The organism is Catellatospora coxensis (assembly GCF_016862635.1).
Taxonomy (GTDB): domain Bacteria; phylum Actinomycetota; class Actinomycetes; order Mycobacteriales; family Micromonosporaceae; genus Catellatospora; species Catellatospora coxensis.
On sequence record NZ_BONI01000049.1, the window covers coordinates 1 to 26,731 of the forward strand.

Genomic DNA, 26,731 nt, shown 5'->3' on the forward strand with positions numbered 1-26,731 from the left:
CGTCAGTTTATGCAGATGGTCGCGCCTACGGTCGGCTATCCGGGCGTGGATCCGGGCGACGGCGATCCGGGCCTTGGCGCGGTTGGCCGAGCTCTTCTGCTTGCGGGCCAGGTTGCGTTGCGCGCGGGCCAGCCGCTGCCGGTCAGCCTGCTCATGCCGAGGATTGGTGATCTTCTCGCCGGTGGACAGGGTGAGCAGGCTGTCGATCCCGGCGTCGATCCCGACCCGGCCCGTGGCGGGGGCCTGGGCGATCATGTCGTCGCAGAGCAGGGACACGAACCAGCGTCCGGCCGCGTCGCACGAGACGGTCACCGTCGACGGCGACGCACCGTCGGGCAGCGGCCGCGACCACACGACGTCGAGGGGTTCGGTCATCTTGGCCAGGGTCAGCCGGCCGTCGCGCCACCGGAACGCGCTGGCGGTGTACTCCGCCGACCGGCGCGAGCGCTTCTTGGACTTGAACGTGGGGTGCCTGGCGCGTTTTGCCCAGAAGTTGGTGTAGGCGGTCTGCAGGTGACGCAGCGCCTGCTGCAGCGGCACGGACGAGACCTCGCTGAGGAACGCCAGATCATCGGTCTTCTTCCACGCGGTGAGCAGGGCCGAGGTCGCGTTGTAGTTGATCCGCTCCTGGCGCTGGGTCCACGCTTCGGTCCGGGCCTGCAGGGCCATGTTGTAGACCAGCCGGACGCACCCGAACGTCCGCGACAGCTCAGTTGCCTGCGCGTCGGTCGGGTAGAAGCGGAACCTGAACGCACGCTTCACGGTCCTGGACACGGTTCGGATCCTAAACGGACACCGATCGGCCGCAGGGCTCGGGTCGACGCTGGTCCGCCTCGACGGCTGATCGGCTTTGCCTGTCCTGCTGCGCAGGGGTTCCGTTTCCTCTCCGGCCTGAAGGTCGCAGTATCCACGGAAGGAATCAGATGACACTGGCCAGCGGGGTGCGTATCGGGTGGGCTGACGTGCCGGAGCACGTCCAGGCAGCGGTGGAGGCGATACTCGGCGACCGGGTCGTGGCAGCGGTGTCGCAGCGGGGCGGCTTCTCGCCCGGCACCGCCGACCGGGTCCGCACCGCCGGCGGCGGCCGTGCCTTCGTCAAGGCCGTCAGCCCCGCGCAGAACCAGCGTTCGGCGGAGCTGTACCGGCAGGAGGCGCTGATCACCGCGGCCCTGCCGCCGGGCGTGCCCGCGCCGCGGCTGCTCGGCTCCTTCGACGACGGCGACTGGGTCGCGCTCGTGCTGCAGGACGTCGAGGGCCGGCACCCCGTCACCCCCTGGGTCGCGGCCGAGCTCGACGCCGTGCTCGCCACGTTGCGCGCGCTGGCGGCGAGCACGACCCCGTGCCCGATGCCGCAGCTGCCCACCGTGGCCGAGCTGCTCGGCGAGGACCTGTCCGGCTGGCAGCGCCTTGCCGACGAGGTGCCGGACGACCTCGACCCGTGGGCTGCCGCGCGCCTGCCGGAGCTGGTCGCACTCGGGGCGGCGGGGGTGGCGGCGCTGGCGGGCGACACGGTCGCGCACACCGATCTGCGCGCGGACAACCTGCTCGTCGGCCCGGACGGCACGGTCACCGTGGTCGACTGGCCGTGGGCGTGCGTCGGTCCGGCCTGGCTGGACACCGCGATGCTGATGGTCAACGTGAACCTGTTCGGCGGCCACGACGTGGATGCGCTGCTGCGCGCGTACGCCGTCCCGCTGGGCGCGCGCCCGGACGACCTGACCGGGCTGCTGGCCGGGATGACCGGCTACTTCCTCGACGCCTGCCGCAAACCCCCACCGCCGGGCCTGCCGACGGTCCGAGCCTTCCAGCGCGCCCAGGGCGAGGCGTGCCTGCGCTGGCTGCGCGCGCGCCTCGAAACCGCACCCTGACCGCCCAGTTCAGGGCAGGTACGAGGTTAAGAAGGTGCCCTTGCTCTACGTATCCGGTTTGCAAGGTGCCCTTCCTTCGCGGTGTAGGATCCGGCGGCTGTGAATGCTTACGCGCTGTTCGCGATCGCGACCGTCACCGTGGCGACGGTCGCCATCGGCGCGTGGGGGATCCGGCTGGTGCGGGGGACGTCGGATCTGCTGGTCGCTTCGCGGATGGTGAGTCCGACGCAGAACGCGGCGGCGATCGGCGGGGAGTACCTGTCGGCGGCGAGCTTCCTCGGGGTCGCCGGGCTGATCCTGGCGTACGGGGCGCAGATGCTGTGGTATCCGGTCGGGTTCGCGGCCGGGTATCTGGCGCTGCTGCTGTTCGTGGCCGCGCCGCTGCGGCGGTCGGGGGCGTTCACGCTGCCGGACTTCTGCGAGGCCCGGCTCGCCTCGCCCCGGCTGCGGCGGCTGGCGACGGCGTTCGTGCTGTTCATCGGGTGGTTCTACCTGCTGCCGCAGTTGCAGGGGGCGGGGCTGACGTTCCGGATCGTCACCGGTGCGCCGAGCTGGGTCGGGGTGGTGCTGGTCGGCGCGGTGGTGACCGGCAACGTCGCGTTCGGCGGAATGCGCTCGGCGACGTACGTGCAGGCGTTCCAGTACTGGCTGAAGCTGACGGCGATCGCGGTGCCCGCGTTCTTCCTGCTGGCCAGGTGGAACGACGACGGGCGGCCGGCGATCCCGGTCGACGACGCGTGGCTGGCCCCGGCGGGCGGCATGGTCGCGACCTATTCGCTGATCCTGGCGACGTTCCTGGGCACCATGGGGCTGCCGCATGTGCTGGCCCGGTTCTACACCAACCCCGACGGCGGCTCGGCCCGGCGCACCACCACCATCGTGCTCGGCCTGGTCGGCCTGTTCTACCTGTTCCCGACCGTGTACGGGGTGCTCGGCCGGGTCTACACCCCCGAGCTGGCCACCGGCCGCAACGACACCGTCGTGCTGCTGCTGCCCGCGGCCGCGCTCGGGCCGGGACTGGCCGCCGACGTGCTCGGGGCGCTGGTCGCCGCGGGCGCGTTCGCCGCGTTCCTGTCCACCTCGAACGGGCTGCTCACCAGCGTCGCCGGGGTGCTCGCCAACGACGTGCTGGGCCGGGGGCGGCTGGCCGGGTGGGGGCCGCTGCCGCTGTTCCGGGCGGCGGCGCTGTTCGCGGGCGCGGTGCCGACGGGCCTGGCGCTGGCCGTGCACGGGCTGAACGTGTCGCAGGTGGTCGGGCTGGCGTTCGCGGTGGCCGCGTCGAGTTTCTGCCCGATGCTGGTGCTCGGCATCTGGTGGCGAGGGCTGACCGCAGCGGGCGCGGCCGCGGGCATCCTGGCCGGGGGCGGCAGCGCCGTCGTCGCCGTACTGTGGACGATCTTCCTGCCGCCCGCGCCGGGCCTGGCCGCGGACCTGCTGGCGCAGCCCGCCGCGTGGACGGTGCCGCTGGCGTTCGCGGTGATGGTGTCGGTGTCGCTGGCGACCCGGCGGCGGGTGCCCGGGGCGGTCGGCGCGATGCTGCTGCGCCTGCACGCGCCGGAGACCCTGCACAGCCCGGAAACGCAGCGCAGATCCGAAACATCGCGGTTGTAGCGTGGCTGCCGTGAGTGATCGGGTACGGGTCGACCTCGCCGCGCACCGCCGCGTCCGGCCGCGCCCGGGGGCGCACGACGAGCTGGTCGAGCAGACCCCGATGGGTGACGCGCTGGTGCGGGAACTGATGCGGGTGCAGCTCGGGCTCGCGCTGCGGCTGGCCGCGGTCGTCGCGGTCGCGCTGGGCGGGCTGCCGCTGCTGTTCAGCCTGTGGCCCGCCGGCACCCACGTGGCCGTGGCCGGGATGCCGCTGCCCTGGCTGCTGCTGGGCGTCGTGTCGTTCCCGTTCCTGGCCGGGGCCGGCCTGGTCTACACCCGGCTCGCCGAACGCAACGAGGCCGACTTCGCCGCGCTCGTCGGCCGCCCCGCCGAACGCGTCACCGGCTCCGAGCTGTCGCCGCAGTGACATCGAAAGATCTAGACGCGCTGACCGACCGCCGCTACTGTGACCCTTCTGACCTCGCAGAAGGGGCCTCGGCTGTGGACAACGACGTGGCAGCCCGCAGTTACGTGTGGCGTGCGCTGGACCAGTTCGCCGGATACGGGGACGCCGAGGCCATCCGCGCCCCCGGCCGCACCCTGACCTATCGGGAGCTGCGCACGGCCGTGGTGACCATGGCGAGCGCCCTGCACGAGCAGGGGGTGCACGCGGGCACCTCGGTGGCGATCCTGGTCGGCAACCCGCACGAGGCGATCTTCCTGCAGCTCGGTCTGCACCTGCTGGGCTGCCGTTCGGTGTGGATGATCCCGTCGGCGCCGCACCGGCACCGGGTCGAGTTCCTGCGCCTGGCCGAGGCCGACGTGTTCGTCTACGACGCGCGGACCCACGACCAGCTCGGCCGTGAGCTGCTGGCGGAGGTGCCGCACCTGTCGGTGCTGTGCTTCGGCGGCGGTGGGCTCGGGCCCGACCTGCTGGCCCGCCCGCTGTCCGGCGAGCCGCCGATCGGCCGGGACGGCCCGGAGGCGGAGCCGCACTCGCTGTTCCAGACCGGTGGCACGACCGGCACGCCGAAGCTGGTGCTGCACCGGCACTCGTTCTTCCAGACCCTGATGCTGTTCTCCGACCACTGGACCGCCTCCGGCCAGCACCACCTACGCCACCTCGCCGTGTCCGCGTTCTGGCACGTCAGCGCGCAGGTGCCGGTGCTGATGACGCTGTTCACCGGCGGCACCCTGGTCATGCACGACAAGTACGACACGCAGCCGTTCCTCGACGCGATCACCCGGGACCGGATCACCAGCATCCTGCTCCCGCCGCCGCTGCTCTACCAGCTGCTCGACGATCCCCGGCTGGCCGGCACCGACACGTCCAGCCTGCGGATGATCTCGTGCGGCGGCAGCGCCGCCGCCCCGGCCCGGCTGGCCCAGGCGGTCGAACGGTTCGGCCCGGTGCTGCGTCCGGTGTACGGCATGACCGAGGCGCCGTTCATCACCGCGCAGCCGAACCTCACGATCGATCCGGCGCACCCGGAACGGCTCGGCTCGTGCGGGCTGCCGTTCGGGGACATGCGCGTGGAGATCCGCGCCGCCGACGGCACGGCCCTGGCCGCCGGGGAGACCGGCGAGGTGTGGATCAACGGCAGCCTGATGATGGACGGCTACTTCGGCGAGCCCGGCCTGACCGCGCAGACGCTGTCCGGCGGCTGGCTGCGCACCGGCGACGTCGGCCGCCTCGACGCCGACGGTTACCTGTTCCTGGTCGACCGCCTCAAAGACATGATCATCACCGGGTACGGGTCCACGAACATCTACACCCGCCCCGTCGAGGACGCGCTCGTCGCGCACCCGCAGGTCCGCGCGGCGGCCGTCATCGGCGTGCCGGCCGACGACACCGGCGAGGCCGTGCACGCGTACGCCGTCGTCGAGCCCGGGGCCGAGGTCACCCCCGGCGAGGTGCGCGACTTCGTCATCGCGGAGCTCAACGAGATGTGGGCCCCGCGCACCGTCGAGTTCGTCGACAGCCTGCCGCTCACCGCGATGGGCAAGATCGACAAGAAGGAGCTGCGGGCCCGCTACCTGGCCGCGGCCCCGGCCACGGCGTGACCGGCGCGGCTCTCCCGCGCCGCCGCGGCGGCCTCGTCGGTGTGCTGCTCGCCGAGACGATCTCCCAGGTCGGCACGAAGATGACCTTCGTGGCGCTGCCGTGGCTCGTGCTCGTCGACACCGGCAGCCCCACCATGATGGGCCTGGTCGCCGCCGCCGAGATGGTCCCGTACGTCGCCGTCGGCGTGCTCGGCGCACCGTGGATCGACCGGCTCGGCGCGTGGCGGGTCACCGTCGACGCCGACCTGCTCAGCGCCGTCGCGCTGACGGGCCTCGTGCTCGGCTACCGCGACCTCGGGTTCGGGGCGCTGCTGGTGCTCGTCGCCGTCGCGGGCGGGCTGCGCGGGCTCAGCGACCGGGCGCGGGCCGTGCTGCTGCGCCCGATGATCGAGCAGGCGGGCGCGGAGACGACCCGGGTCACCGGCCTGTACGACGGCATCGGCCGGTTGACGACACTCATCGGGGCGCCGGTCGGCGGGCTGCTCATCGCGTGGACGGACCCGCTGACCGTGCTGGGCGTGGACGCCGCCACGTTCGCGGCGTCGGGGCTGATCGTCGCGGCGCTGGTGCGGATGCCGCCGGTGGTTCCTCCGGACGAGCCCGCCCCGCGGGAGCCGTACCTGGAATCGCTGCGGGGCGGGTTCGGCTACCTCAGGCACGACCGGCTGATCCTGGGCGTGCTGGTGATGCTGTTCGTCAGCAACCTGGCCACCCAGGCGCACCAGGTGGTGTTCGTGCCGCTGTGGGTCAGCCAGCGGCTGGGCACACCGGCGGGGCTGGGCGTGGTGTTCGGGTCGTTCGCGCTGGGGGCCGTGGTCGGCAACGTCGCGTTCACGGCCATGGCCGAGCGGCTGCCCCGGTACCTGACCCTGACGGCCGGATACCTGGTCGGCGGGGCGCCGCGCATGCTGGTGCTGGCGTTCACCGACGAGCTGCCCGTGGTGGTGGCGGTGCTGTTCCTGTCCGGGGTCGGGCTGGCGGCGGTCAACCCGATCATCGGGGCGGTGCTGTACCAGCGGGTGCCGGTCGCCTACCAGGCGCGGGTGTTCGGGCTGGCGGCGGCGTTCGCGTACGCGGGACTGCCGGTCGGGAGCCTGGTCGGCGGGTGGCTGGCCCAGGGGGCGGGGCTGACCGCCGGCTTGCTGGTGTGCGGGCTGGTCCTGCTGGCGGCGACGTCGAGCCCGGTGTTCGGGTATCGGACCTGGCGGCGGCTCGACGACACGAGCACCGCGTTCGACGTGCCGGAGACCGTGCCGCCGTTGACGGTGACGCTGGCGTACGCCGACGGGACCTGGCGGGTCCTGGCGACCCGGGGCCGGGTGGAGCTGGCCGCGCCGCGCGAACTCGACCCGGCCGCGGCGCTGCGCACCGTCGGCGCGCTGGAGGTCCCCGAGGCGTACGCCGCCGCGGAGCGCATCGTCGCCGGCGAGCGCGAGCAGGCACAGGCCGAGGCGGAACGGCTGCGGGCGCTGCTCGCCGACGCGCAGGCGAGGCTCGCCCGGCTGGAGTGCGGGAGCGTCCGCCCGCCGGACCGCGTCGTGCCGCAGCCCGTGCCGCCGGCCACCGAGCTCACCGGGCCCAGTCGGCCACGACCTCCCCGGCGGTGATCTGGGGCGGGTTCGGCAGCAGCGCGGCCAGGTTCTCCCGCACCCAGTCCGCGGCCATCCTGTTCGACTCGTCCGCGCCGTCCCGGCTCGCGAAGACGCTCGTGGACACCATCACACCGTTGCCGGCGTCGACCCAGTAGTAGGCGAGCAGGCCCGGCACGGCGCTGATGATCGGGACGAAGCCCTCCTTCACCCGCCGCGCCGCCTCGCCGGGGTCGGCCACTCCTTCATAACGACGTACCGTCGCGTACATACAACCTCCCCTTCCGGGTCAATCCTGGCATGTAGGAATCACGAAATCTGCCACATCGACCGCTGGCGAGCTGGTTCCTGATCGGCCCGTACCGTCCATTACGGGCCGATCGGCGGCGCTCGCGACGGTAGTGAAAGGATCTCAGTGTGCGTCCGGCACCCCACCGGGCCACCGACACCGAAGGAGTTGCCATGCCGGTTTCCGCCGACCTCGCCAAGCTGCTGGACAAGGAGTACCAGGACAAGTCCCTGGAGGAGATCGTCAACGCGCCGGTCGCCGCGCTCGCCGGTGTGAGCGAGCGTGCCGCCGAGCACATCAAGGACGCCCTGGGCGTCAAGACGATCGGCGAGCTGGGCCGCAGCCCCTACTTCCGGGCTGCCCGGGCCATCGTCGACCTGACCGACGCCAAGTAGTGCGCGCGGGCCGGCCGGCAGCGTCGGCCGGCCCGCACCCACCAAGGTCAAGCCTCTCCCGCGAGGGATCCCGCGGACGCTACCGCACGGTGATCCGGTAGGTCGCCGAGACGGTGAAGCGGTGGCCGTCGCCGCCGCTGAACGCCACGGTGTGGGCGCCGTGCCAGAGCGGGTCCAGCCGCTTCCAGTGCCCCCAGACGGTCATCGCGACGGGCCGCCTGGTCCCGGTCACCGGGTTGCCTGCCGCGCCGGTGACGGTGAAGGGGACCGGTGTCGCGACGACGTCCAGGTCGATCGGGGTGTCGTCGACCGTCAGCCTGCCCCAGGCGCGCGGCAGGTGCGGTGGCGGACCCTGCGGTTTGTGGTGCCACATGTTGAACGCGGGGAAGAACAGCGCACGCCCGAACGGCACGGTGCAGTGCCGGACGACCGAGGTTCCGAAGGTTCCGGCGAGGAACCACACGTCGTCGGGCTGCTGGGCGTCGGCGTAGTTGCCGACGGGGTCGGCGATCGGGTTCCGCTCCATGGGGGTCCCGGCGGCCCACCGCACCCAGCGTGCGGCGAGTCCCTCCGGGGAGTCCGCGGGGTAGGGGAGGGCGGGGGGCGTTCCGCCGCCGCCGAACAGGCCCGAGAGGAAGGACATGAGCCGTGACCATAGTGATCACCGTCCACGGCGTCAAACGTGTCCCGCGGCCGGCTACACCGATCTGACGATCGTGATCGTGCCCGAGCGGCGGAAACGCGGCGCGCGGTACTCCACGACCGTCTGGGCGCCCAGCTCGACGACGGCGCCCGCCTCGGCCCGGCCGAAGGGGTCGCCGTCCTTCGGGACGACCTGCACCGCGATCCGGTGCGGACCGGCGGCGACGGCCACGGTGTGGGTGCCCCAGCCCTGGACGAGCTGGTCCACCCCGTCGATGCTGAACCTCGGCGTGCTCCGCCGGTACACCCGGGTGAGGAACGGGTAGGCCAGCGTCACCCGCAGCGTTCCCTGCCCGATCGACACGATCACTCCCCTCCGCCACCATTGTCTCCGCGACCGGCCCGCCGCGGACCTCCTTGCCGACACTGCTCGCCGGCCGGTGGTCGACAGCCCGGTCGCCCCGCCTACACTGCACCGATGCCGCGCGACCCGCGAGAGGTCCGGTGCCGATGACCGAGCAGGGCGGCCCGATCCGGGTGGACCGGTTCGCGGCGTTCCGGGTCAACGGCCTGTGGAGCCGTGCGGGCTCGCTGCCGTTCCCGCTGTCGTTCGCCGTCTCGTCCGCAGACGGGGTGCACTGCGTCGACGCCGCCGCCGCGAGCGTCTCCGAGCTCGTGGACCTGTTCGCCGCGTACGCCCGGGGCCACGCCGTGGTGCTGAACGTGGGCACGAACAGCTGGCCGGCCGACGACCACCGGCAGGCGCCGCTCGAGCGGATCGCCCGGGAGCAGGGCGTCGACGTCGACGTCCACGACATCCGCTGGGCGGTGGCCCGGTACGCCTCCGGCGACCTGCTGGTGATGCCCTGGGCGCGGATGGCGCGGTTCCTCGACGGGTGGTACCCGTACGACATCGAGATCCTGGACGTGGCCGAGCCGCTGACGCCGACCCGGGTGGAGGAGCTGGCGCTGGCGGTCAACACCCACGACCTCCGGACCGGGCCGCTGGTGCCGCAGGCGCCGGGCGCGGGTCTGTACTTCAACGGGCACGACGACTGCTACGTGTACGTCGAGACGACCTCGGCCGGGTTCGCGCCGCGGCTGCTGGCCCGACTGCTGGCCCTGCGGGCCGGCGCGGGCCTGCTGGACGAGCGCGACGCGGAGGGCGAGGACACGGAGGTCGCCGTCACGGTGACGCAGCCGCCGGTGGCGCTCGCCGCCGAGCTGCTGGGCATCGCCGGCACCTGGGTGGGCAAGGTGGCGCAGGTGTGCCCGGGGGAACGGGTCACGCTGGCGCTCGCGCCGACGGCCGCCCGCTGGCGGCTCGGACAGGCGCTGCCGGAGGTCATGCCGCACGAGGTGACGCTGGACCTGGTCACCGGCGGCTGGAGCCATCACGTCAGCGGCATGACGGGGCGGTGAAAGGCGCCGGGCCGACTCTGTGCGGCATGGAGAACACGCAGACCCTCACCGCCGCGGCGAAACCCGCCCGCCCGAACCGCTTCGTCGAGCTGCTGCTCGCCGACCGGCACTCCGTTCCGCTGTCGATCGCGCTGCACCTGGTGCCCGGCGTCCTGATCGTCGCCGCCTACCTGTTCCTGGCCGAACCCTTCGTCAAGGCGATCGACTACCCGATCTTCCTGGCCTGGGCGATCGCGCTGGTCGTGGTGCTCGCACCGGTCCAGTTCGGCCTGCTGTGGCTGGGCCGGCTGCGCAGCGGCCGGTTCTCGCTGCGCCCGGTGGTGGCGTACCTGGACAGGCCGATCCCGCGAGGGAAGATCATCGCCGTGATCGCCGGGCTGATCGTGTGGATGACGGTGGTGTCCCTGGCGCTGACCCCGCTGGACGACCTCGTCTTCGACAACTTCTTCACCTGGATCCCGTTCGAGGGCGCGGGCGGCAGCGCCACCACCTACATCGACGGGTACTCGCACACGCGCGTGGTCGTCACGATGCTGATCTGCCTGCCGCTGACCGGGTTCACCCTGCCCCTGATCGAGGAGTACTACTTCCGCGGGTTCCTGCTGCCCCGCATCGCCCACCTGCGCTGGGCGGCGCCGGTGCTCAACACGGTCCTGTTCTCGGTGTACCACTTCTGGGCGCCGTGGACCGTGCTGTCGAAGGTCGTGTTCATGTTCCCTGCGGTCTGGCTGGTCTGGCGCAAGCACGACCTCCGGGTGTCGATCGGCATGCACCCCGGCACCTGCCTGCTGATGGCCACGATCGGCACCATCGCCCTGATCCTGGGCGTCATGCCGTGACACCCGCCCGGTGAGGGGGCGTCGACCGTAGCCGGCGACGCCCCCAACCCCGTTATGACCAAACTGGAATGGCCCACGGAGCAGTGCGAACGCTGTCCGGGGAGAGTGAACTGTCTTGATACGACAGCTCGCCTCTTCTGCCCGCGCGCGGCGACCCATAGCATTCTGGCCATGAATATGTCGAAGCTGACTTCCGTCGGCGGCAAGCGGCTCGCCGTCGCGCTGGCCGCCGCGGTCGCCGTCGCCACGGGCGTCGCCACCATGTCAGCTTCGGCGGCGGCCCCGCTGACCGTGGCGGCGGCACTGTCCGCACAGGACGGCCGCTCCGCCACCGTGCTCGGTTACATCGTCGGGCAGCCGACCGCGACGAACACGGTCATCAAGTCCGGGTTCACCGGCGACACGGCGATCGCCATCGCCGACTCGGCCGCCGAGTCGAGCACCTCCCGCATGCTGTACGTGCAGGTCACCGCGGCCTACCGCAGCGCGTTCGGGCTGCAGAGCAACCCCGGGCTGATGGGCCGGCAGGTGACCGTCACCGGGACGCTCACGGCGTACTTCTCCCACGGCGGGCTCAAGGACCCGACCGCGATGAGCCTCGGCGGCGGCTCGACCCCGTCGCCCGCGCCGAGCGCGTCGAGCGGACCGTACGACCCGACGTACTACGCGAGCGCGCTCGGCAAGACCGGGCCGGCGCTGCGCACCGCGCTGCACAACATCATCAAGGTGCAGACGAAGATCACGTACGCGCAGGTGTGGGAAGGGCTGAAGGCGACCGACCAGGACCCCAACAACGCCGGCAACGTCATCCTCATCTACAGCGGGCGCTCGCAGAGCAAGACGAGCAACGGCGGCGGGGTCGACGACTGGAACCGCGAGCACGTCTGGGCGCAGTCGCACGGCGACTTCGGCACCGCGACCGGCCCCGGCACCGACCTGCACCACCTGCGGCCGGAGGACGTCACGGTCAACTCCACCCGCGGCAACAAGGACTTCGACCTCGGCGGCTCCGCGGTGGGCGAAGCGCCCGGCAACTTCACCGACACCGACTCGTGGGAGCCGCGCAACGCGGTCAAGGGCGACGTCGCCCGGATGCTGATGTACATGGCCATCCGGTACGAGGGCGAGGACGGCTGGCCGAACCTGGAACTGAACAACTCGACCAGCAACGGGTCGGTGCCCTACCTCGGCAAGCTGTCGGTGCTGCTCCAGTGGAACCTGCAGGACCCGCCGGACGCCTTCGAGAAGCGCCGCAACCAGGTCATCTTCGACAGCTGGCAGGGCAACCGCAACCCGTTCATCGACCACCCGGAGTGGGCGACGGCGATCTGGGGCTGACCGGCGTCCCGGCCCGCCCGCACCAGTTGACGCCGCGGGTCAGCGGACCAGGCCCGCGATGAGGTTGATGGCGCCCGCCACGATGACCACCCCGAACAGGTACGCCACCAGCGCGTGCACCAGCACCGTCCGCCGTACCCGCCGGTCCCGCAGCGTCGTGTCCGACACCTGGTAGGTCATCCCGATGGTGAACGCCACGTACGCGAAGTCCCGGTAGTCCGGCTGGTCGGACTGCTCCGAGCCGAACTGGATGCCGCCGCCCGGCGCGCGGAAGTACAGGTGCGCGTATCGCAGCGTGAACACCGTGTTGACCACGACCCACGACACCAGCACCGTCGACGACGCGACCGCGATGAACAGCCCCCGGGCCGAGCCGCTGGACAGTCCCGCGAGCCGCAGCGCGACGAAGACGCCGGTCAGGCTGGCCACGCTAGCCGCGAGCAGCAGCAGGGTCGCCGAGCCGCGGCTCTCGTCCTCCCGCCCGGCGACCTTGCGGGTCACCGCGCCGTCAGCGCGGAGGATCATCGGCCAGGTCGCGGCGAGGAACGTCAGCGCCATCACGTTCCACCCGCCGATCGCGGCCAGCTCCCACGACGTGACCATGGCCAGCGCGCCGCCCGCGAGCAGGCCCAGGCAGGCGACCACGGCCGCGCGCCGCAGCGCCGGGGCGTGCCAGCCCAGCCAGCGGTGGTAGAGCGTCGGGGACGGCACACCGGGCATGCGTCCAGTCTCCACGGTCACTCGGCGGGCCACACCGCGTACTGCGGGTCCTGCTTGGCGGTGTACATGGCCAGGTCGGCGCGGCGCAGCGTCGCCTCGGCGGGCTCGTCGGGCCGGCGCATCGCCACCCCGACGCTGACCGCGCTGCCGCTGTCCCGTGCCGCGGCGACCAGCCGGTCGGCGACCCGGATCGCCTCGGCGTCGTCGCGGACCTCCAGGACCGCGACGAACTCGTCGCCGCCGACGCGGAACAGCTCGTCGCGCTGGCGCAGGCAGTCGCGCATGCCCGTGGCCAGCTCCACGAGCAGCCGGTCGCCTGCGGCGTGCCCGAGCCGGTCGTTGACCTGTTTGAAGTTGTCCACGTCGATGACCAGCAGCGCGGTGCGCCCGGCCCGCGCGGCGGCGAGCCGCTCGGTGAACGGGCCGACGTGGCGCAGCCCCGTCAGCGGGTCGGTCTCGGCGAGGGCCTGCATCTGGTGCAGCGCCCCGAGCCGGTCGTAGCACTCGGCGGCGTTGGCCATCAGCAGCTCCAGCACGGTGACGGTGCCCGCGTCGACACGCACCTGCAGCTCGTCCATGACCAGCATCGCCACCTCCAGCCGCGGGTCGGGGGCCGTTCCGCGCACCGGGAAGGCGAGCAGCGTGCGCACCCCGGCCTGCACCAGTGGTTCGAAACCGCGCACGTCCTCGCCGGACGGGTCGCCCAGGGTGCGCGAGGCCCCGTGCCGGCAGACCGCGTCGACCAGGGCCGACAGCACGTCCGGCGGCAGTTCGGCGACGCGTGTCGGGAGGTCGGACGCCCCGGCGGCGGTGTACACGGCGGTCTGCCGGAGCGGGTGCTGCGGCTCGCCCCGAGGCGTGGCGCGCCGCGTCAGGACCGTCGCGCCGCCCAGCCCGGTGAGTTCGACCGCGGCGCGGCAGGCCATGTCGGCCAGCTGCACGCCGCTGTGCGCGGTGGCGAACCCGAGGGTGTGGCGCAGCAGCAGCTCGGCCCGGGACTCGCTGGGCAGGCCGCCCAGCTCGTCGATGCGCCGCCGGAGCCGCAGGCCGACCTCGGCCAGCTCCTCCGCCCACAGCACCGGGTCGGTGACGACGTGGTCGAACTCGATGTTGACCACGCCGATGGGCGGGTCGGGCCGCGCGCTGAGCGGGGCGCAGACCACGGAGCCGACGGGGCGTCCGGCGTGCAGGCCCGCGTACGCGATCGAGGCGTCGTCGATCGCCGCCGGGCGACCCGTGGCCAGCACGTGGCCGACGACGCCGTAATGGCTCGGCACCGCGGTCGGGGCCTGCCAGGCGCCGCTGAACGCGACCACCGACAGCTGGCCCGGACCGAGCAGCAGCACGTCCACGGCCGCGCCGGTGTGGCCGTGCAGCACCGACACCGCGGCGTTGCAGGCGCGTGCCACCGAGTCGCAGCCCGCCGCGACCTGCGCCACGTCCTCGATGACACCCTTACCGAGCCGGGGACCCATCACATCCCGCCATCCGCCGCGGATCGATCTCCAGCCTAATGCCGCGTACCTGCCCGGCGGCCGGGTTCCGGCGACGCCCACCGCCGCGTGTGCGGCATCCGGCGGGCCCGTCCGGCCTCAGCCGGTCGGCACGGCCGACTCGAAGATCTCCCACATCAGCGGCACGGGCAGGTTGCGGTGCCCGGCGGCGCGGCAGCGGACCTCCGGATCGGGGTCGTCGAGCATGGCCCGCAGCTCGGCCGCGGGCGGGAAGTCCGGGTCGAACCGCTCGCGGATGGCGGGCACCGGATCGGCCCGCAGCCGGGCCTGCTGCTCCTCGGTCAGCCGGTCCGAGTAGGTGGCCAGCCACCGGTGGTGTTCCAGCTCGGAGCGGGTGAAGCGGTCGAGCGCGTCGGCGGGGAACTGCGGGCGGCGCACCATCGCCGGGGTGGTGTAACCGTCCCAGACCTGGACCACCTGGACCAGCAGCTCACCGGGGGCGTCGGGGTGGTGCTCGGCGAGCAGCAGCCGCACGGCGAAGTCGTCGTCCTCGGCGAGTTCGGCCACCACGTCGGCAGGCAGGTGGGGGCAGTACGCGGCGGTCCGGCGGAAGATCACGTAAGGCGACCGGGCGTACCGGGCCTGCAGCTCGATGTCCGCGCACCGGCGCCGCAGCCACTCGACCGGCCGTACGTGGTCGTTGCCGGCCACCGGCAGGTCGATGGTCGCCAGCAGTTCCTCCGGCGTGCTCTCGTTGCTGAACACACGGAGCCGCATCCACCGGTCGTCCTCGTCCGCGAGCTGTCGCAACACGGCAACGGGTGCGGCGGGGTTGTTCGCGAGCGTTTCACGGACTGCCTTGTCCGCGTCGGCCACGAGGATCTCCGCGGCGGCGGCGGGCAGCTGCCGGTCGGCGGCCAGCTGCCGGCGCACCCGCTCGTCCGGGTCGTGCGCGAGCCGGACCGCGTGGGCCTCGTCGAACCGCGCGGCGTCGACCCTGGTGGCGGGGTCGGCGACCAGCCGGGGGATCACCTGCGGAGGCGGGGTGCGGCCGGTGGCCTTCGCCGCCACCATGATCGATGCCGGGTCGCCTGCGGTGAGGATGCGCTCGTAGACGGCGTCCGCGTCGGCCGCCGCGCCGTGGCGGAGCACGACGAGGTCACCGAACTCGGGGTCGTCGGCGAGCAGCAGCTTGACGGCCGTGGGCACGTCCTCGAGGTCGACGATCTCCTGTCGTACGACACGGCGCGGGTCCTCGGCGAGCGCGCGCCAGGCGGCCTCGGGGATCGGCAGGTACTCGTAGGCCCGGCCGAGCACCTCCATGCGCACCTTGGCGTCCGGGTCGCGGGCCAGCATGGCGACCGTTTCCGGGGGTGCGTTCCGGACCCCCAGCACCGCCCTTCGCACCTCCGGCGCCGGGTGGTGCGCCATCGTGTCGATGAGCGACAGCGGCAGGTCCCGGTGGAAGCCGATGTGGCGGCTCACCGACGGGTCGGCCCGCTCGACGATCCGGCGCAGCAGCTCCTCCGGCGCGGACGGGTTGCGGATCAGCGCGCGCAGGACCGGGTCAACGTTCATGAGCAGGCAGCGTATGCCGTCACGCCGGTCGAACGTCCTCGGGTCGCGCTCGAAGATCGCCGTCTCCGGCCGGGAAGCGGGGCCGGACCTCACCGGTTGACCGAGAACGGCGATCTTCACATCGGGCGGACGCCGCCGAGGGGACGCACGCGGGCGACCCATGGCGGCTATCGTGCGCTGATGCCAGGTCTCGTGGATCGACCGCTGCTTTTCCTCGACGTCGACGGGCCGCTGATCCCGTTCGGCGGCACGGTGCCGGCCACCGTCGCGGAGCCGCCGCTGGACGATGCGCATCCGCTGCTGGCCCGGCTGGATCCCGGACACGGCCGCCTGCTGGCCGCGCTGCCGTGCGACCTCGTGTGGGCCACGACGTGGCTGGACGACGCCAACGAGGTGATCGCGCCACGGCTCGGCCTGCCGCGGCTGCCGGTCGTGGACTGGCCGGACGACGAGGACGACCCGCCGGGCCGCGTGCACTGGAAGACGCGCGGGCTGGTCGCCTGGGCGGCGGGGCGGTCGTTCGTCTGGGTCGACGACGAGCTGACCGACCATGACCGTGCCTGGGTGACCGCGCACCACGCGGGCCGGGCCCTGCTGCACCGGGTCGACCCGCGCCAGGGCCTGCTGGCCGCCGACTTCACCGCCATCCATGACTGGCTGACGGCCCTGGAACGATGAAGATCGCCGTCTCCGGTCGGAAGGTGAGGCCGGACCTCACTTCGTGACCGGAGACGGCGATCTTCCCAGCGGACCCGCGCAGGCGGGAGCCGGATCAGATGCGGTAGATGGCCAGGCCCATGACGGCGGGCTTGCCGTTCGCGCCGGTGACGTTGATGTCGAGCACGCCGTCGGACACCGTCACGGTGTACGCGCCGTTCTCGCGCCAGTGGCCCAGGGCCAGGTCACCGAGGTTGCTGGCCTTGAGGATGCCCTCCAGGGTGACGTTGAACCGGCGGGTGTTGCCCTGCACCGACTCCATCTCCCAGACGTACACCTGGTAGGTGCCGTTGGCGACGGTCTGCGACATGGAGATCGTGCCCAGGTCCGTGCCGATCAGGCCGGTGTGGAGCATGTCCACGGTGGCCGCGTCGGGCAGCGGGCTGGGCGTGACGGTGTTGGTGTGGGCGGTGCCGCCGGACACGGTGAACCCGGTGGACTGGGCCGTGGTCTGGCTGACCCACTGGTTGCCTTCGACGACGACCGCGGGTCCGTTGAGGTTGATCCCCTTGACGAAGCCGACGGCCGGCGGGCTGGTCGACGGCTGCGGCGACGGCGAGGCCGGCGGCGCGGACGGGGAGGTGGTGGACCCGCCGGTGACCACGGCCCGGTCGAGGGTGACGACCGTGCCGGAGGCGGCGGCGTTCTTGGTGCCGGTGTTGCGGATCCGCAGCGTGTGGCTGCCCGCGGCCAGCACCGGGCTGGTCCAGACCGCCACGTCGCCGGTCTTGGCCGCGGCGTACAGGTCCACGTTGACCTCGGCGCCGCCGTCGATCGACACCGCGGCGATGCCGTGGTGTGAGCCGGTCACGGCCCGGTAGACGACCCGGGTGCCGTTGAACGCCAGCGTCGCGGTCTCGCCGCTGTTGAGGCTCCAGCTCTGCGAGGCGTTGTAATACACCGCCGGGGCGGTCTCGTTGCAGGCGGTGCAGTGGTTCCAGCCGCTGTAGTTCCACTGGTTCTGCCCGGTGCCCTGGGTCGCGTCGTCGACGTTGACGGTGCCCGGCGGCTGCGGCGACGCGCTGGGCGACGGCGACGGCGAGGCCGGGGGAGACGGCGGCGGCGACGACGGCAGGACGCCGCCGTTCTTGGCGATCAGGCGCGCGGCCTGGGTAGCGAACATCTGGTACGCCGGGTCGTACTGCGCCTTGGACGTGTCGGGTTCGCCGTAGATGGAGAAGCCCTCGCCGTTGTCGGGCGGCCAGATGAACGTGGCCGGGTCGACGGTGTCGTCCTGCGGATGCGGCCTGGTCGCCGGGGGCACGACCTTGCCCTCGACCCGCCAGGACAGCCAGCCGGCGCAGTCGTTGTTGTTGTAGATCGTGTCGGCCCAGCCGCTGTAGATGCCGGACCGGGTGACCTTCTCGGCCGCGCTGCGCGCCGGGTAGGCGAACTCCTGCATGAGGACGGGCTTACCGGAGGCCACCGCCGTCGCGCAGTGCTGGTTGATCAGGTTGTTGACCTGCGCGGGGGAGATGTTGTGGTACGTCGGGTAGGTGTGCCAGGTCTGGAAGTCGATCGCCGGCACGTTCGCGGCCTCGGTGTTCGGGTCGGAGCCCGCCTGCCCGCCGTAGAAGCCCTCGCTGCCGGTGGTGACCAGCTGCTGGGCGCCCTGCGCCTTGATGTAGGACGCCATCTCCTGGTACCAGCCCTGGGCCAGGGACACCGAGCTGACCTCGGGCTCGTTCATCAGGTCCCAGGCGAAGATCGTCGGGTCGTCCTTGTACTTCACGCCCGTGATGCTGTTGGTGCGGTTGAGCACGAAGCCGACCCAGTCCTTGTACAGCTGCTTGGTGCGGGGGTCGCTGTAGAAGAACGTGTAGCGCTGGGCGTGGTTCGAGCCGTTGTAGCCGGGGATGTACCAGGAGTTGATCTGCTGGGTGCCGCCCGCCCACTGCCAGAAGTCCATCATCGCGATGTTGAGCTTCAGGCCGAGCTGCCCGGCCTTCGCGATGACGTAGTCCCAGCGGCCCAGCCCGTTGGTCGTGCTCGGGTTGAAGGCGTACGTGCTGGTGGCGGTGTCCCAGTAGATCAGGTACGTGCCGTGCATGCCCATGTTGGACGCGTCGCCGGTGCTGGCCGGGTTCCAGATGTGCGGCTTGGTGGTGCCGTCCAGCGACCCGATGACCGAGTGCAGGATGCCGCGTACGACGTTGTAGTTGCTCGCGTCGGCGTAGCCGAGCATCGAGTCGACCTCGGCGCGGGTGCCCCAGCCGAGGTAGTGGCTGTTGGTGCCCGCGACGTAGAACGGCTTGCCGTCGAGCATGAACTTGGTGCCGGCGGTGGTGACGAAGCCGGGGGCGGCGTTCGCCTTGTTGCCGACGAGCAGGGGTAGTGCCACGGCGAGGACCATCGCAATCATGAGCGGGATGGTGAGCCGGTTGAGCCGAAGAGCTTTCATGCCAGGTCTCCTACCTGTGTCTCTCCTGGTGCTCTGGGGGGAGCGCCGCGTCCGGGGCCGGGCGCCCCGAACGCGACGTGCTTCGATTAATGCGCATCTTTCAAACAAGACGGACACGGGCGTCCCCGGGTCCGGTTCTAACGACGCCCGTCAGCCGGCTGCGGGCGGGTCCAGGGGCGGGATGGCGTTCGCGGCGATGACCTGCCGGAACCAGTGGCCGCTGTCCTTGATCGTGCGGCGCTGGGTGTCCCGGTCGACGTGGATGAGGCCGAAGCGCTGGCTGTAGCCGTACACCCACTCGAAGTTGTCGATCAGGGACCACATCACGTAGCCGCGCACGTCGACGCCGTCGGTGATGGCGTCGTGCAGCGCGGCCAGGTGCGCGTGCAGGTAGGCGACCCGGCCCGCGTCGTCGACGCGCCCGTCCGGGCCGACCGTGTCGGGCGAGGCGACGCCGTTCTCGGCGATGACGATCGGCACCGGGCCGTAGTCGTGCCGGATGCGGTTGAGCAGCTCGCGCAACGCGGCCGCGTCGACGACACCGTGGATGGTGGACGGGCCGTCGGCGGGCGCGATGTGCACCAGGCCGTCGCTGCCGACCCACCGGTTGTACGGGTCGGCGGGGCCGGGACCGGCTGCGACGTACAGCGGCGTGTAGTAGTTCACGCCCAGCAGGTCGATCGGGGCGGTCGCCGCGGCGAGGTCGCCGTCGCGCACGAAGCCCCAGTCGGTGACGTGCGCCGTGTCGGCGATCAGGTCGGCCGGGTACTGCCCGCGCAGCAGCGGGTCGAGGAAGATCCGGTTGCGCAGGGCGTCGGCGCGGCGTACCGCGTCCCGGTTCTCCGGGGTTTCCACGGGTGTGCGCACCGGAGCCGGGTTGAGCGCGATCGACACCTGCGCGGTGCTGGGCAGGGTCGCGCGCAGGGCCTGCACGCCCAGGCCGTGGGCGAGGTTGAGGTGGTGGGCGACGGTCAGCGCGGTGGCGTCGTCGGCGACGCCGGGGGCGTGGATGCCCGAGGCGTGGCCGAGGAACGCGGTGCACCACGGCTCGTTCAGGGTCACCCACAGCGGCACCCGGTCGCCGAGCCGCGCCGCGACCAGCGCGGCGTAGTCGGCGAAGCGCTCGGTCATGTCCCGGTTCGCCCAGCCGCCCGCGTCCTGCAGCACCTGGGGGTGGTCCCAGTGGTAGAGGGTCAGCATCGGCTCGACGCCGTTGGCGAGCAGCTCGTCCACCAGCCGTGAGTAGAAGTCCAGCCCCTTGGCGTTCGCCGGGCCGCGCCCGTCGGGCTGCACCCGCGGCCAGGACACCGAGAAGCGGTAGGTGCCCAGGCCCAGTTGCGCCATCAGCGCCACGTCGTCGCGGTAGCGGCGGTAGTGGTCGACGGCCAGGTCGGCCCGGTCGCCGTTGTCCACCCGCCCGGGGACTGCGGTGAAGGTGTCCCAGACCGAGGGCGTACGGCCGTCGGCGTCCAGGGCTCCCTCGACCTGGAACGCCGCCGTCGCCGCGCCCCAGCGGAAGCCCGCGGGGAACTCCGGCGGTGCGTGGCGGCGGTCGGGCGCGGTCTCCGTGGGGGCGGTCATCGGCGGCACTCCTTGCGGGTGAGGGCGGATCAGCGAGTGCGGTACTTGCCGGTGCTGCCCCGGGGCAGCAGCCGGTAGGGCTCGGCGGGCTGGGAGTCGGCCCCCGGCCCGCCGTCGATGGCGGCGAACAGCATGCGCGCCGCCTGCGCGCCCCGGCCCGGGATGTCGTGGGCCAGCGCGGTGAGTTTCGGGTTGACCAGCCGGCACAGCCGGGAGTCGTTGAACGCGACCAGGGACAGCTCGTCCGGAACGGACAGCCCCATCTCCAGGGCGACCTCCAGGCCGGTCACCGCGGTCAGGTCGGTGTGGTAGATGATCGCGGTCGGCCGGTCGGGGGAGGCCAGCAGCCGCCGGGTGGCCTGCGCGCTGTCCTCGTCGGAGTAGTCGGCGCGCACGGTCACCGGTTCGGGCAGGCCGCGCAGCCGGCACACCTCGTGCAGGGCGGTGGTGCGGTCCACGATGTGGCGCATGTCCGGGTCGCCCGCGACGTGGGCCAGGCGGCGGTGGCCGAGCGCGGCCAGGTACTCGACGACGTCGGTCATGCCGGCCGCGTCCTGCGACCAGATGCTCGGCAGCGAGCCGGTCCCGGCCGGGCCGCCGATGACGACCGCGGGCAGGTGCAGGTCTTCCAGCACGCCGACCCGCGGGTCGGCGTCGCGCAGGTTGAGCACGATGACGCCGTCGACGCGGTGCTCTGCCCACCAGCGACGGTAGGTGGCGATCTCGGCTTCGGTGTCCTCGACGACCTGGAGGTTGAGCCCGCAGGAGCGGGCCGACAGCTCGGACTCCAGGCCACTGATCAGCTCCATGGTGAACGGCTCGGCCCCGAGCAGCCGGGCGGGCCGCTGCAGGGCCAGGCCGATCGCGCCGGCCCGGCCTCCGCGCAGGGCGCGGGCCGCGCTGTGCGGCCGCCAGCCCAGCTCGGCGGCCACGGCGAGGACCCGCTGACGGGTCTCCTCGGAGACGCCGGGCTGGTCGTTGAGCGCGAACGAGACCGCCGACCGGGAGACTCCGGCACGGTCGGCGATGTCGGCGATGGTGGGGCGCTTCACGGCCGTCCTCCGTTCCGCATGGGCAGCTCCCTGGTCGTTGGCACTAAACCGATTTTGTTACGGACCGGCACAGTAGCAGCGCGCTCCGTCGGGTGGAAGACCCCGGTCGATGAGGTCCGCGAGCGGCGAGATCTGTTGTGGCGCTGCGGATAGTGCTTCATCTGCGGTGATACTCCTCTGAGGATGGGGTGGAAAAGTTTCCGGCGGAACACGGTGTTGACGTACCTGCGGGGGAGGGCTATGGTCCCGGTCACTGTTTCGATTTAGTTCCCATCGCGTCTCGATGGATCGCGACAGGACCGCCGGGGACTCCGCTCCGGGGGCCCGCCCGATGCCGGCCGGACGCAACGCTTCCGCACCTCTCCACGCGCATCGCACCTCACAGGAGTTCACTATGGAGCATGCTCGATCCAGGAAGTCCCGCCGGAGGCCCGGCGTCGTCCTGAGCGCGCTGCTGCTGGCCGCCTCGCTCGTCACGGCCGCCTGCGGCGGCGCCGACGAACCCGAGGCCGAGAGCGGCCCGGTCACCATCAGCTGGGGCTGGTGGAGCAACACCCCCGAGAAGGACGCGCTCTACCGCAAGTGGCTGGACGGGTTCGAGGCCGCCAACCCCAACATCAAGATCAAGTCTGAGTTCCTGCCCTGGGACGCGTACTGGGACAAGGTGAAGACCACCACCGCCGGCGGCAACGCGTACGACGTGGTCGGCCTGTGCTCCTGCTTCGCCGCGTCCTACTTCGACAACGAGGTCTTCGCCGACCTCAAGAAGATGGACGGATACGCCGACGCCGTCAAGGGCGCGCAGCCCGGCCCGGTCGGCGTGTTCGGCTGGCAGGACAAGCAGTACGCGATGCCCGTCGGCATCTCCGTGCCGCTGATCGGCTACAACAAGGACCTGTTCAAGGCGGCGGGTGTCGCCACGCCCGACCCGGCCGTGCCGATGACCCTCGACGCCTTCAAGGAGATGGCGAAGAAGCTCACCAAGGTCAACAGCTCCGGCAAGGTCACCCAGTACGCCCTGCACCCGGGCAGCCTCAACTTCTGGGAGTCGCTGATCGCCATGCGCGGCGGCTCGATGTACGACAACTTCGTCAGCCCGAGCAAGGTCACCATCAACACCCCGCAGGGCATCGCGGGCCTGGCCGACTACGCCGGGCTGTTCACCGACAAGATCGTGCCGCCGATCGACGAGCAGCGCGAGAACCAGTGGCTCAACGGTGACCTGGACAGCCTGCGCACCGGCAAGGTCGCCATGGCCCGGGTCGGCCCCTGGAACTTCGCCGACATCGCCGCCAAGTCCCCGAACATCGGCGTCTTCCCGCTGCCGAAGGTCGGCGACAGCCTGGTCCTCTACTCCGGCGCCAACGGGTACGCGATCTCCGCGGAGAGCGAGCACCAGAAGGAGGCCTGGGCGTTCCTCAAGTGGATGCTCAAGACCGAGAACCAGGTCGAGTTCGCGAAGTTCAGCGACGTGCCGGTCGACGTCGAGGCGCTGAAGAAGCTGCCCGACTTCATCACCCCGAAGGACTTCGCGCCGACCCTGCTGGCCTCCGTGCCGGCCTTCCGCCCCGGTCTGCTGACCGTCAAGGAGGAGCTGGGCAAGGACGTCGGCCTGATCATCGACGACCTGGGCCGCGGCAAGCTCACCCCCGAGCAGGCCGCCGCCGAGATCGAGAAGAAGGGCAACGCGCTGCTGTCGCAGTAGCCCTTCCCGGCGACGACGCCCCACACGCGCGGGGCGCCGCCGCCCGGGCCCGGCCGCCACGGGGGCGGCCGGGCTCACCCCTCCCGACCCCATCCGCGCCCGTTCCCGCAGGTCCCGACCGGAGGCGTACCGCATGACCATCGCTCTTGAACCGCAGCGGCCCCAGCGCCGCTGGTGGCGGCGGGAGGGGGTGCAGGGATACCTCTACATCAGCCCGTGGCTGCTCGGCTTTCTGATGTTCGGCGTCGCGCCGCTGATCGCGGCGTTCATGACCAGCCTGTCCAAGGCCAACGTGTTCCGCACGATCCGCTTCGTCGGCACCGACAACTACGAGAAGATCCTCACGAACGACCCGGTGTTCGCCACCATCGCCGGGAACATGCTGATCTACGTGATCGGCTCGACGGTCATCTCGATCGGCCTGGGCCTGATCCTGGCGCTGCTGCTGCACAAGGACTTCCGCGGCAACCACGTCTTCCGCACCCTGATCTACGTGCCCAGCCTGCTCGTCGGCATCGCCACCGCGTACCTGTTCAAGCAGGTGTTCCGGGGCGGCGAGGTCGGCCTGGCCAACATGTTCCTCAGCCTGTTCGGCACCGATCCCGTCAACTGGCTCGGCGACTCCGACAAGCCCTGGCTCGCGCTGGTCGCGCTGATCCTGGTCAACGTGTGGTTCGCCGGCGGCACCATGCTGATCTTCCTGGCCGGCCTCAAGGGCATCCCGGCCAGCTACTTCGAGGCCGCCCGCGTCGACGGGGCCGGGCCGTGGCAGATGTTCCGCAAGGTCACCCTGCCGCTGCTGTCGCCGGTCATCGTCTTCAACACCGTGATGGCGCTGATCGGGCACATCCAGGTCTTCGAGACCCCGCTCGCGTTCGCCAACAGCGGCGGCGTCGCCACCGGCAACCCGCTCGGCTACGAGAACAGCCTCGGCACCTTCGTCACCTACCTGTACGTCAAGGGCTTCGTCTACCAGGACATGGGCTACGCCTCCGCGCTGGCGTTCATCATGTTCGCCGCCACCCTGCTGCTGACCGGCCTGGTGCTCTGGCTGGCCCGGCGCTTCACCGCGTACGGCGACGCCGACCAGAACTGATCCGGAGGACCGCCATGCACGACGTCCTGGAGCGACCCGCCCCGACGACGCCCGTCCCGCCCGCCGCCCGTTCCGCCGCCCGCCGCCGCAACGGCCGGGCGCGCTGGGAGCTGACCGCGCGGATCACCGCGCTGAGCCTGTTCTGCCTGCTGCTGCTGTTCCCGTTCGTGTGGCTGGTGTCGCAGTCGCTCAAGGACACCAACCAGTACTTCGCCGTGCCGTTCGAGTGGATCCCCAGCCCGTTCCGCTGGGAGAACTTCACCGACGTCATCTTCAAGTACGAGTTCCTGCACTACATCGGCAACAGCCTGTGGCTCGCCGTCTACGCCGTCGTGGTCAACATCCTGTCGTCGTCGTTCGTCGCGTACGGCTTCTCCCGGTTCCGCTTCCCGGGCCGCAACGCGCTGTTCATGGTCGTGCTCGCCACGATGATGCTGCCCGGCCAGGTCATGACGATCTCGCTGTACCGCTTCTACCGCGACATCGGCTGGATCGACACCTTCTATCCGCTGCTGGTCCCGAAGCTGTTCGGGGCCGCCTTCGAGATCTTCCTGTTCCGGCAGTTCTTCCTCAGCCTGCCCCGCGAGATCGACGAGGCCGCCCGCATCGACGGCTGCGGGACGCTGCGCACCTGGTGGCACATCATCCTGCCGCAGTCCAAGCCGGTCATCATCGTCGTGGCCGTTTTCACCTTCCTCGGGAGCTGGCGGGAGCTGTTCGGGCCGCTGATCTACCTCACCGGGGAGGAGAACCGCACGCTGCCGCTGGGCCTGCTGTACTTCACCTCGCCGTTCGGCTCGTCGCTGCCCATGCTGATGGCCGCCATCGTCATCTCGCTCATCCCGCCCGTCGTCCTGTACGCCCTCGGGCAGAAGTACATCGACAAGGGCGTCGCCATCGCGGAGATCAAATGAACCTGCCCCAGCCCGTCGCGCTCGACCGCCCGCTGGACCGGTCCGCGCTGCCCACGCCCGTCCTGGACGCTTCGCCGGAACTCGTCGAGCTTTACTGGGCCGCCTGGGAGCTGGCGTACCAGCACGTCGTGACGCGGGAGGGAGCGCCGCGGTCGCCGTACATGGACGAGGGGTTCGATCCGGACACGATCTGGATCTGGGACACCTGCTTCATGGCGCACTTCTGCAAGTATGCCCCCGACCTGTTCCCCGGGGTGGAGAGCTTCGACAACTTCTACCGGCCGATGTACGACGGTTCGCCGACGTCCCTGAAGATCCACCACCCGGACAACCCGCCGCTGTTCGCCTGGTCCGAGCTGGAGTACGTCCGCCACACCGGCGACCTGGACCGGGTCCGGTGGCTGCTGCGCGACCGCCGCTACCTCCAGCAGCACTTCGCGTTCATGGAGGGCACCCCGGCCGGCAGCCGCTTCCCGCACAGCAACATCCCGACCACGGTGCAGCGCGTGCCGCGCGGCTACCTGTGGGAGGGCGTCACCAGCGGCATGGACAACACGCCCCGCGCCCCGATCCAGGGCGAACACGGCACCTCCGGCGACGTCCTCTGGTTCGACGTAGCCGCCCAGCAGGCCCTGTCCGCCCGGTCCATCGCCGCCCTGGCCCGGCTCATCGGCTCCGACGACCTGGCGGAGGAATACGAGGCGCATCACGCTCGGCTCGTCGAACTGGTCAACGACTTCTGGTCGGCCGAGCACGGGTTCTACTTCGACCGCTTCGCCGAGGAGCCCTACAACTTCCACCGGGTACGCACACCGGCTGTGTACTGGCCCCTGCTCGCCGGCGCCTGCGACGCGGCCCAGGCCGACGCGCTCGCCGCCGCCCTGGCCGACCCGACCTGTTTCGGCGGACCGGTGCCCTGGCCGTCGGTGGCGCGCGACGACCCCGAGTTCCGCCCCGACGGCATGTACTGGCGCGGCGGCGTCTGGATCCCCGTCGCCTACGCCAGTGCCCGGGCCCTGTCCGACTCCGGCCACCCCGACCTGGCCCACCGCGCATCCCTCGACCTGATCCGCCACATGTCCCGCACCTGGTCGTCCTACTCGCCCCCGACCATCTGGGAGGCCTACTCACCCACCCGCCCGGCCCCCTCCACGGCCAAGGACGACCTGACCCCCGTACGCCCCGACTTCTGCGGCTGGTCTGCCCTGGCCCCCATCTCGATGCTCATCGAACACGTCCTCGGCTTCCGCGTCGACGCCCTCACCCGCACCCTCCACTACCGCCCCCACCTCCCCGGCCGCACCGGCATCCACAACCTCCGCGTCGCCGACACCCGCGTGACCCTCATCGCCGACGACACCACCCTGACCGTCGAAACCGACGGCCCGATCACCCTCGCCCTCCCCGACCGCACCCTCCCCCTCACCCCCGGCCACCACGTTTTGGAAAGGAAGGGCACCTTCACATCGCCATAGGT

Annotated in this window: 24 protein-coding genes; 14 read left to right on the forward strand and 10 right to left on the reverse strand. The window is 71.6% G+C overall.

Annotated elements, in window-relative coordinates:
• Positions 1-774 (reverse strand): RNA-guided endonuclease InsQ/TnpB family protein (locus tag Cco03nite_RS26080; RefSeq protein WP_203694850.1); only part of this gene is annotated, 774 nt, incomplete at its 3' end.
• 149 nt (positions 775-923) lie between these two features.
• On the opposite strand from Cco03nite_RS26080, the gene Cco03nite_RS26085 reads away from it, so the two are divergent.
• The 5 genes from Cco03nite_RS26085 (at position 924) to Cco03nite_RS26105 (ending at position 7,129) form a co-directional block, all read left to right on the forward strand.
• Entirely contained in the window at positions 924-1,868 is a 945-nt protein-coding gene (locus tag Cco03nite_RS26085) for an aminoglycoside phosphotransferase family protein (protein ID WP_203694851.1), read from the forward strand.
• A 99-nt stretch (positions 1,869-1,967) separates the two neighbouring features.
• On the forward strand, positions 1,968-3,479 hold the full coding sequence (locus tag Cco03nite_RS26090; protein WP_203694852.1) for a sodium/solute symporter: 1,512 nt from the start codon (positions 1,968-1,970) through the stop codon (positions 3,477-3,479).
• A gap of 10 nt (positions 3,480-3,489) precedes the next feature.
• Positions 3,490-3,885 (forward strand): hypothetical protein, encoded by a 396-nt coding sequence (locus Cco03nite_RS26095; RefSeq protein ID WP_239167672.1) that lies wholly within the window; start codon positions 3,490-3,492, stop codon positions 3,883-3,885.
• Between the two features lie 86 nt (positions 3,886-3,971).
• A complete protein-coding gene (locus Cco03nite_RS26100; RefSeq protein WP_203694854.1) occupies positions 3,972-5,522 on the forward strand; it encodes a class I adenylate-forming enzyme family protein in 1,551 nt (516 codons plus the stop codon).
• Positions 5,519-7,129 (forward strand): MFS transporter, encoded by a 1,611-nt coding sequence (locus tag Cco03nite_RS26105; protein WP_203694855.1) that lies wholly within the window; start codon positions 5,519-5,521, stop codon positions 7,127-7,129. The genes Cco03nite_RS26100 and Cco03nite_RS26105 overlap by 4 nt, the downstream gene beginning before the upstream one ends.
• Here the strand turns inward: Cco03nite_RS26105 and Cco03nite_RS26110 are convergent.
• Positions 7,092-7,382, reverse strand: a complete 291-nt coding sequence (locus Cco03nite_RS26110) for a hypothetical protein (RefSeq protein WP_203694856.1) — start codon at positions 7,380-7,382, stop codon at positions 7,092-7,094. The genes Cco03nite_RS26105 and Cco03nite_RS26110 overlap by 38 nt on opposite strands.
• Before the next feature lie 191 nt (positions 7,383-7,573).
• On the opposite strand from Cco03nite_RS26110, the gene Cco03nite_RS26115 reads away from it, so the two are divergent.
• On the forward strand, positions 7,574-7,795 hold the full coding sequence (locus tag Cco03nite_RS26115) for a hypothetical protein (protein WP_203694857.1): 222 nt from the start codon (positions 7,574-7,576) through the stop codon (positions 7,793-7,795).
• 79 nt (positions 7,796-7,874) lie between these two features.
• On the opposite strand, the gene Cco03nite_RS26120 is transcribed toward Cco03nite_RS26115, so the two are convergent.
• Positions 7,875-8,438, reverse strand: a complete 564-nt coding sequence (locus Cco03nite_RS26120) for a hypothetical protein (RefSeq protein ID WP_203694858.1) — start codon at positions 8,436-8,438, stop codon at positions 7,875-7,877.
• 54 nt (positions 8,439-8,492) lie between these two features.
• Entirely contained in the window at positions 8,493-8,801 is a 309-nt protein-coding gene (locus Cco03nite_RS26125) for a hypothetical protein (RefSeq protein WP_203694859.1), read from the reverse strand.
• Between the two features lie 146 nt (positions 8,802-8,947).
• Between Cco03nite_RS26125 and Cco03nite_RS26130 the strand changes: the two genes are divergently transcribed.
• From Cco03nite_RS26130 to Cco03nite_RS26140, 3 genes are all read left to right on the forward strand, one after another.
• Positions 8,948-9,859: a hypothetical protein gene (locus Cco03nite_RS26130; RefSeq protein WP_203694860.1), complete on the forward strand. Its 912-nt coding sequence runs from the start codon at positions 8,948-8,950 to the stop codon at positions 9,857-9,859.
• A 26-nt stretch (positions 9,860-9,885) separates the two neighbouring features.
• Positions 9,886-10,698 carry a CPBP family intramembrane glutamic endopeptidase gene (locus Cco03nite_RS26135; protein WP_203694861.1) on the forward strand — a complete coding sequence of 271 codons (813 nt, stop codon included), beginning with the start codon at positions 9,886-9,888 and terminating at the stop codon, positions 10,696-10,698.
• 171 nt (positions 10,699-10,869) lie between these two features.
• Entirely contained in the window at positions 10,870-12,036 is a 1,167-nt protein-coding gene (locus tag Cco03nite_RS26140) for an endonuclease (RefSeq protein ID WP_203694862.1), read from the forward strand.
• Positions 12,037-12,075: 39 nt separating this feature from the next.
• Here Cco03nite_RS26140 and Cco03nite_RS26145 read toward each other — a convergent pair whose 3' ends face one another.
• From Cco03nite_RS26145 to Cco03nite_RS26155, 3 genes are all read right to left on the reverse strand, one after another.
• Positions 12,076-12,756, reverse strand: coding sequence for a DUF1345 domain-containing protein (locus tag Cco03nite_RS26145; protein ID WP_203694863.1), 681 nt, complete (start codon positions 12,754-12,756; stop codon positions 12,076-12,078).
• 17 nt (positions 12,757-12,773) lie between these two features.
• On the reverse strand, positions 12,774-14,231 hold the full coding sequence (locus tag Cco03nite_RS26150) for a GGDEF domain-containing protein (RefSeq protein ID WP_203694864.1): 1,458 nt from the start codon (positions 14,229-14,231) through the stop codon (positions 12,774-12,776).
• Between the two features lie 117 nt (positions 14,232-14,348).
• Positions 14,349-15,788, reverse strand: coding sequence for a hypothetical protein (locus tag Cco03nite_RS26155; RefSeq protein ID WP_203694865.1), 1,440 nt, complete (start codon positions 15,786-15,788; stop codon positions 14,349-14,351).
• Between the two features lie 180 nt (positions 15,789-15,968).
• Here Cco03nite_RS26155 and Cco03nite_RS26160 point away from each other — a divergent pair, with 180 nt between their 5' ends.
• On the forward strand, positions 15,969-16,466 hold the full coding sequence (locus Cco03nite_RS26160; RefSeq protein ID WP_203694866.1) for an HAD domain-containing protein: 498 nt from the start codon (positions 15,969-15,971) through the stop codon (positions 16,464-16,466).
• 94 nt (positions 16,467-16,560) lie between these two features.
• Here Cco03nite_RS26160 and Cco03nite_RS26165 read toward each other — a convergent pair whose 3' ends face one another.
• From Cco03nite_RS26165 to Cco03nite_RS26175, 3 genes are all read right to left on the reverse strand, one after another.
• The gene (locus Cco03nite_RS26165) at positions 16,561-18,906 is read right to left on the reverse strand and encodes a glycoside hydrolase 5 family protein (RefSeq protein WP_203694867.1); all 2,346 of its coding nucleotides are present in this window, start codon (positions 18,904-18,906) and stop codon (positions 16,561-16,563) included.
• A gap of 150 nt (positions 18,907-19,056) precedes the next feature.
• On the reverse strand, positions 19,057-20,487 hold the full coding sequence (locus tag Cco03nite_RS26170; RefSeq protein ID WP_203694868.1) for a GH1 family beta-glucosidase: 1,431 nt from the start codon (positions 20,485-20,487) through the stop codon (positions 19,057-19,059).
• A gap of 29 nt (positions 20,488-20,516) precedes the next feature.
• Entirely contained in the window at positions 20,517-21,539 is a 1,023-nt protein-coding gene (locus Cco03nite_RS26175; protein WP_203694869.1) for a LacI family DNA-binding transcriptional regulator, read from the reverse strand.
• A gap of 394 nt (positions 21,540-21,933) precedes the next feature.
• On the opposite strand from Cco03nite_RS26175, the gene Cco03nite_RS26180 reads away from it, so the two are divergent.
• The 4 genes from Cco03nite_RS26180 (at position 21,934) to Cco03nite_RS26195 (ending at position 26,729) form a co-directional block, all read left to right on the forward strand.
• Positions 21,934-23,244, forward strand: coding sequence for an ABC transporter substrate-binding protein (locus tag Cco03nite_RS26180; RefSeq protein WP_203694870.1), 1,311 nt, complete (start codon positions 21,934-21,936; stop codon positions 23,242-23,244).
• Positions 23,245-23,377: 133 nt separating this feature from the next.
• Positions 23,378-24,340: a carbohydrate ABC transporter permease gene (locus Cco03nite_RS26185; RefSeq protein WP_203694871.1), complete on the forward strand. Its 963-nt coding sequence runs from the start codon at positions 23,378-23,380 to the stop codon at positions 24,338-24,340.
• 14 nt (positions 24,341-24,354) lie between these two features.
• Positions 24,355-25,254, forward strand: coding sequence for a carbohydrate ABC transporter permease (locus Cco03nite_RS26190; RefSeq protein WP_203694872.1), 900 nt, complete (start codon positions 24,355-24,357; stop codon positions 25,252-25,254).
• Complete coding sequence (locus Cco03nite_RS26195) at positions 25,251-26,729, forward strand: MGH1-like glycoside hydrolase domain-containing protein (RefSeq protein WP_203694873.1); 1,479 nt, start codon at positions 25,251-25,253, stop codon at positions 26,727-26,729. Before Cco03nite_RS26190 ends, Cco03nite_RS26195 begins: the two co-directional genes overlap by 4 nt.
• Positions 26,730-26,731: the final 2 nt, after the last annotated feature.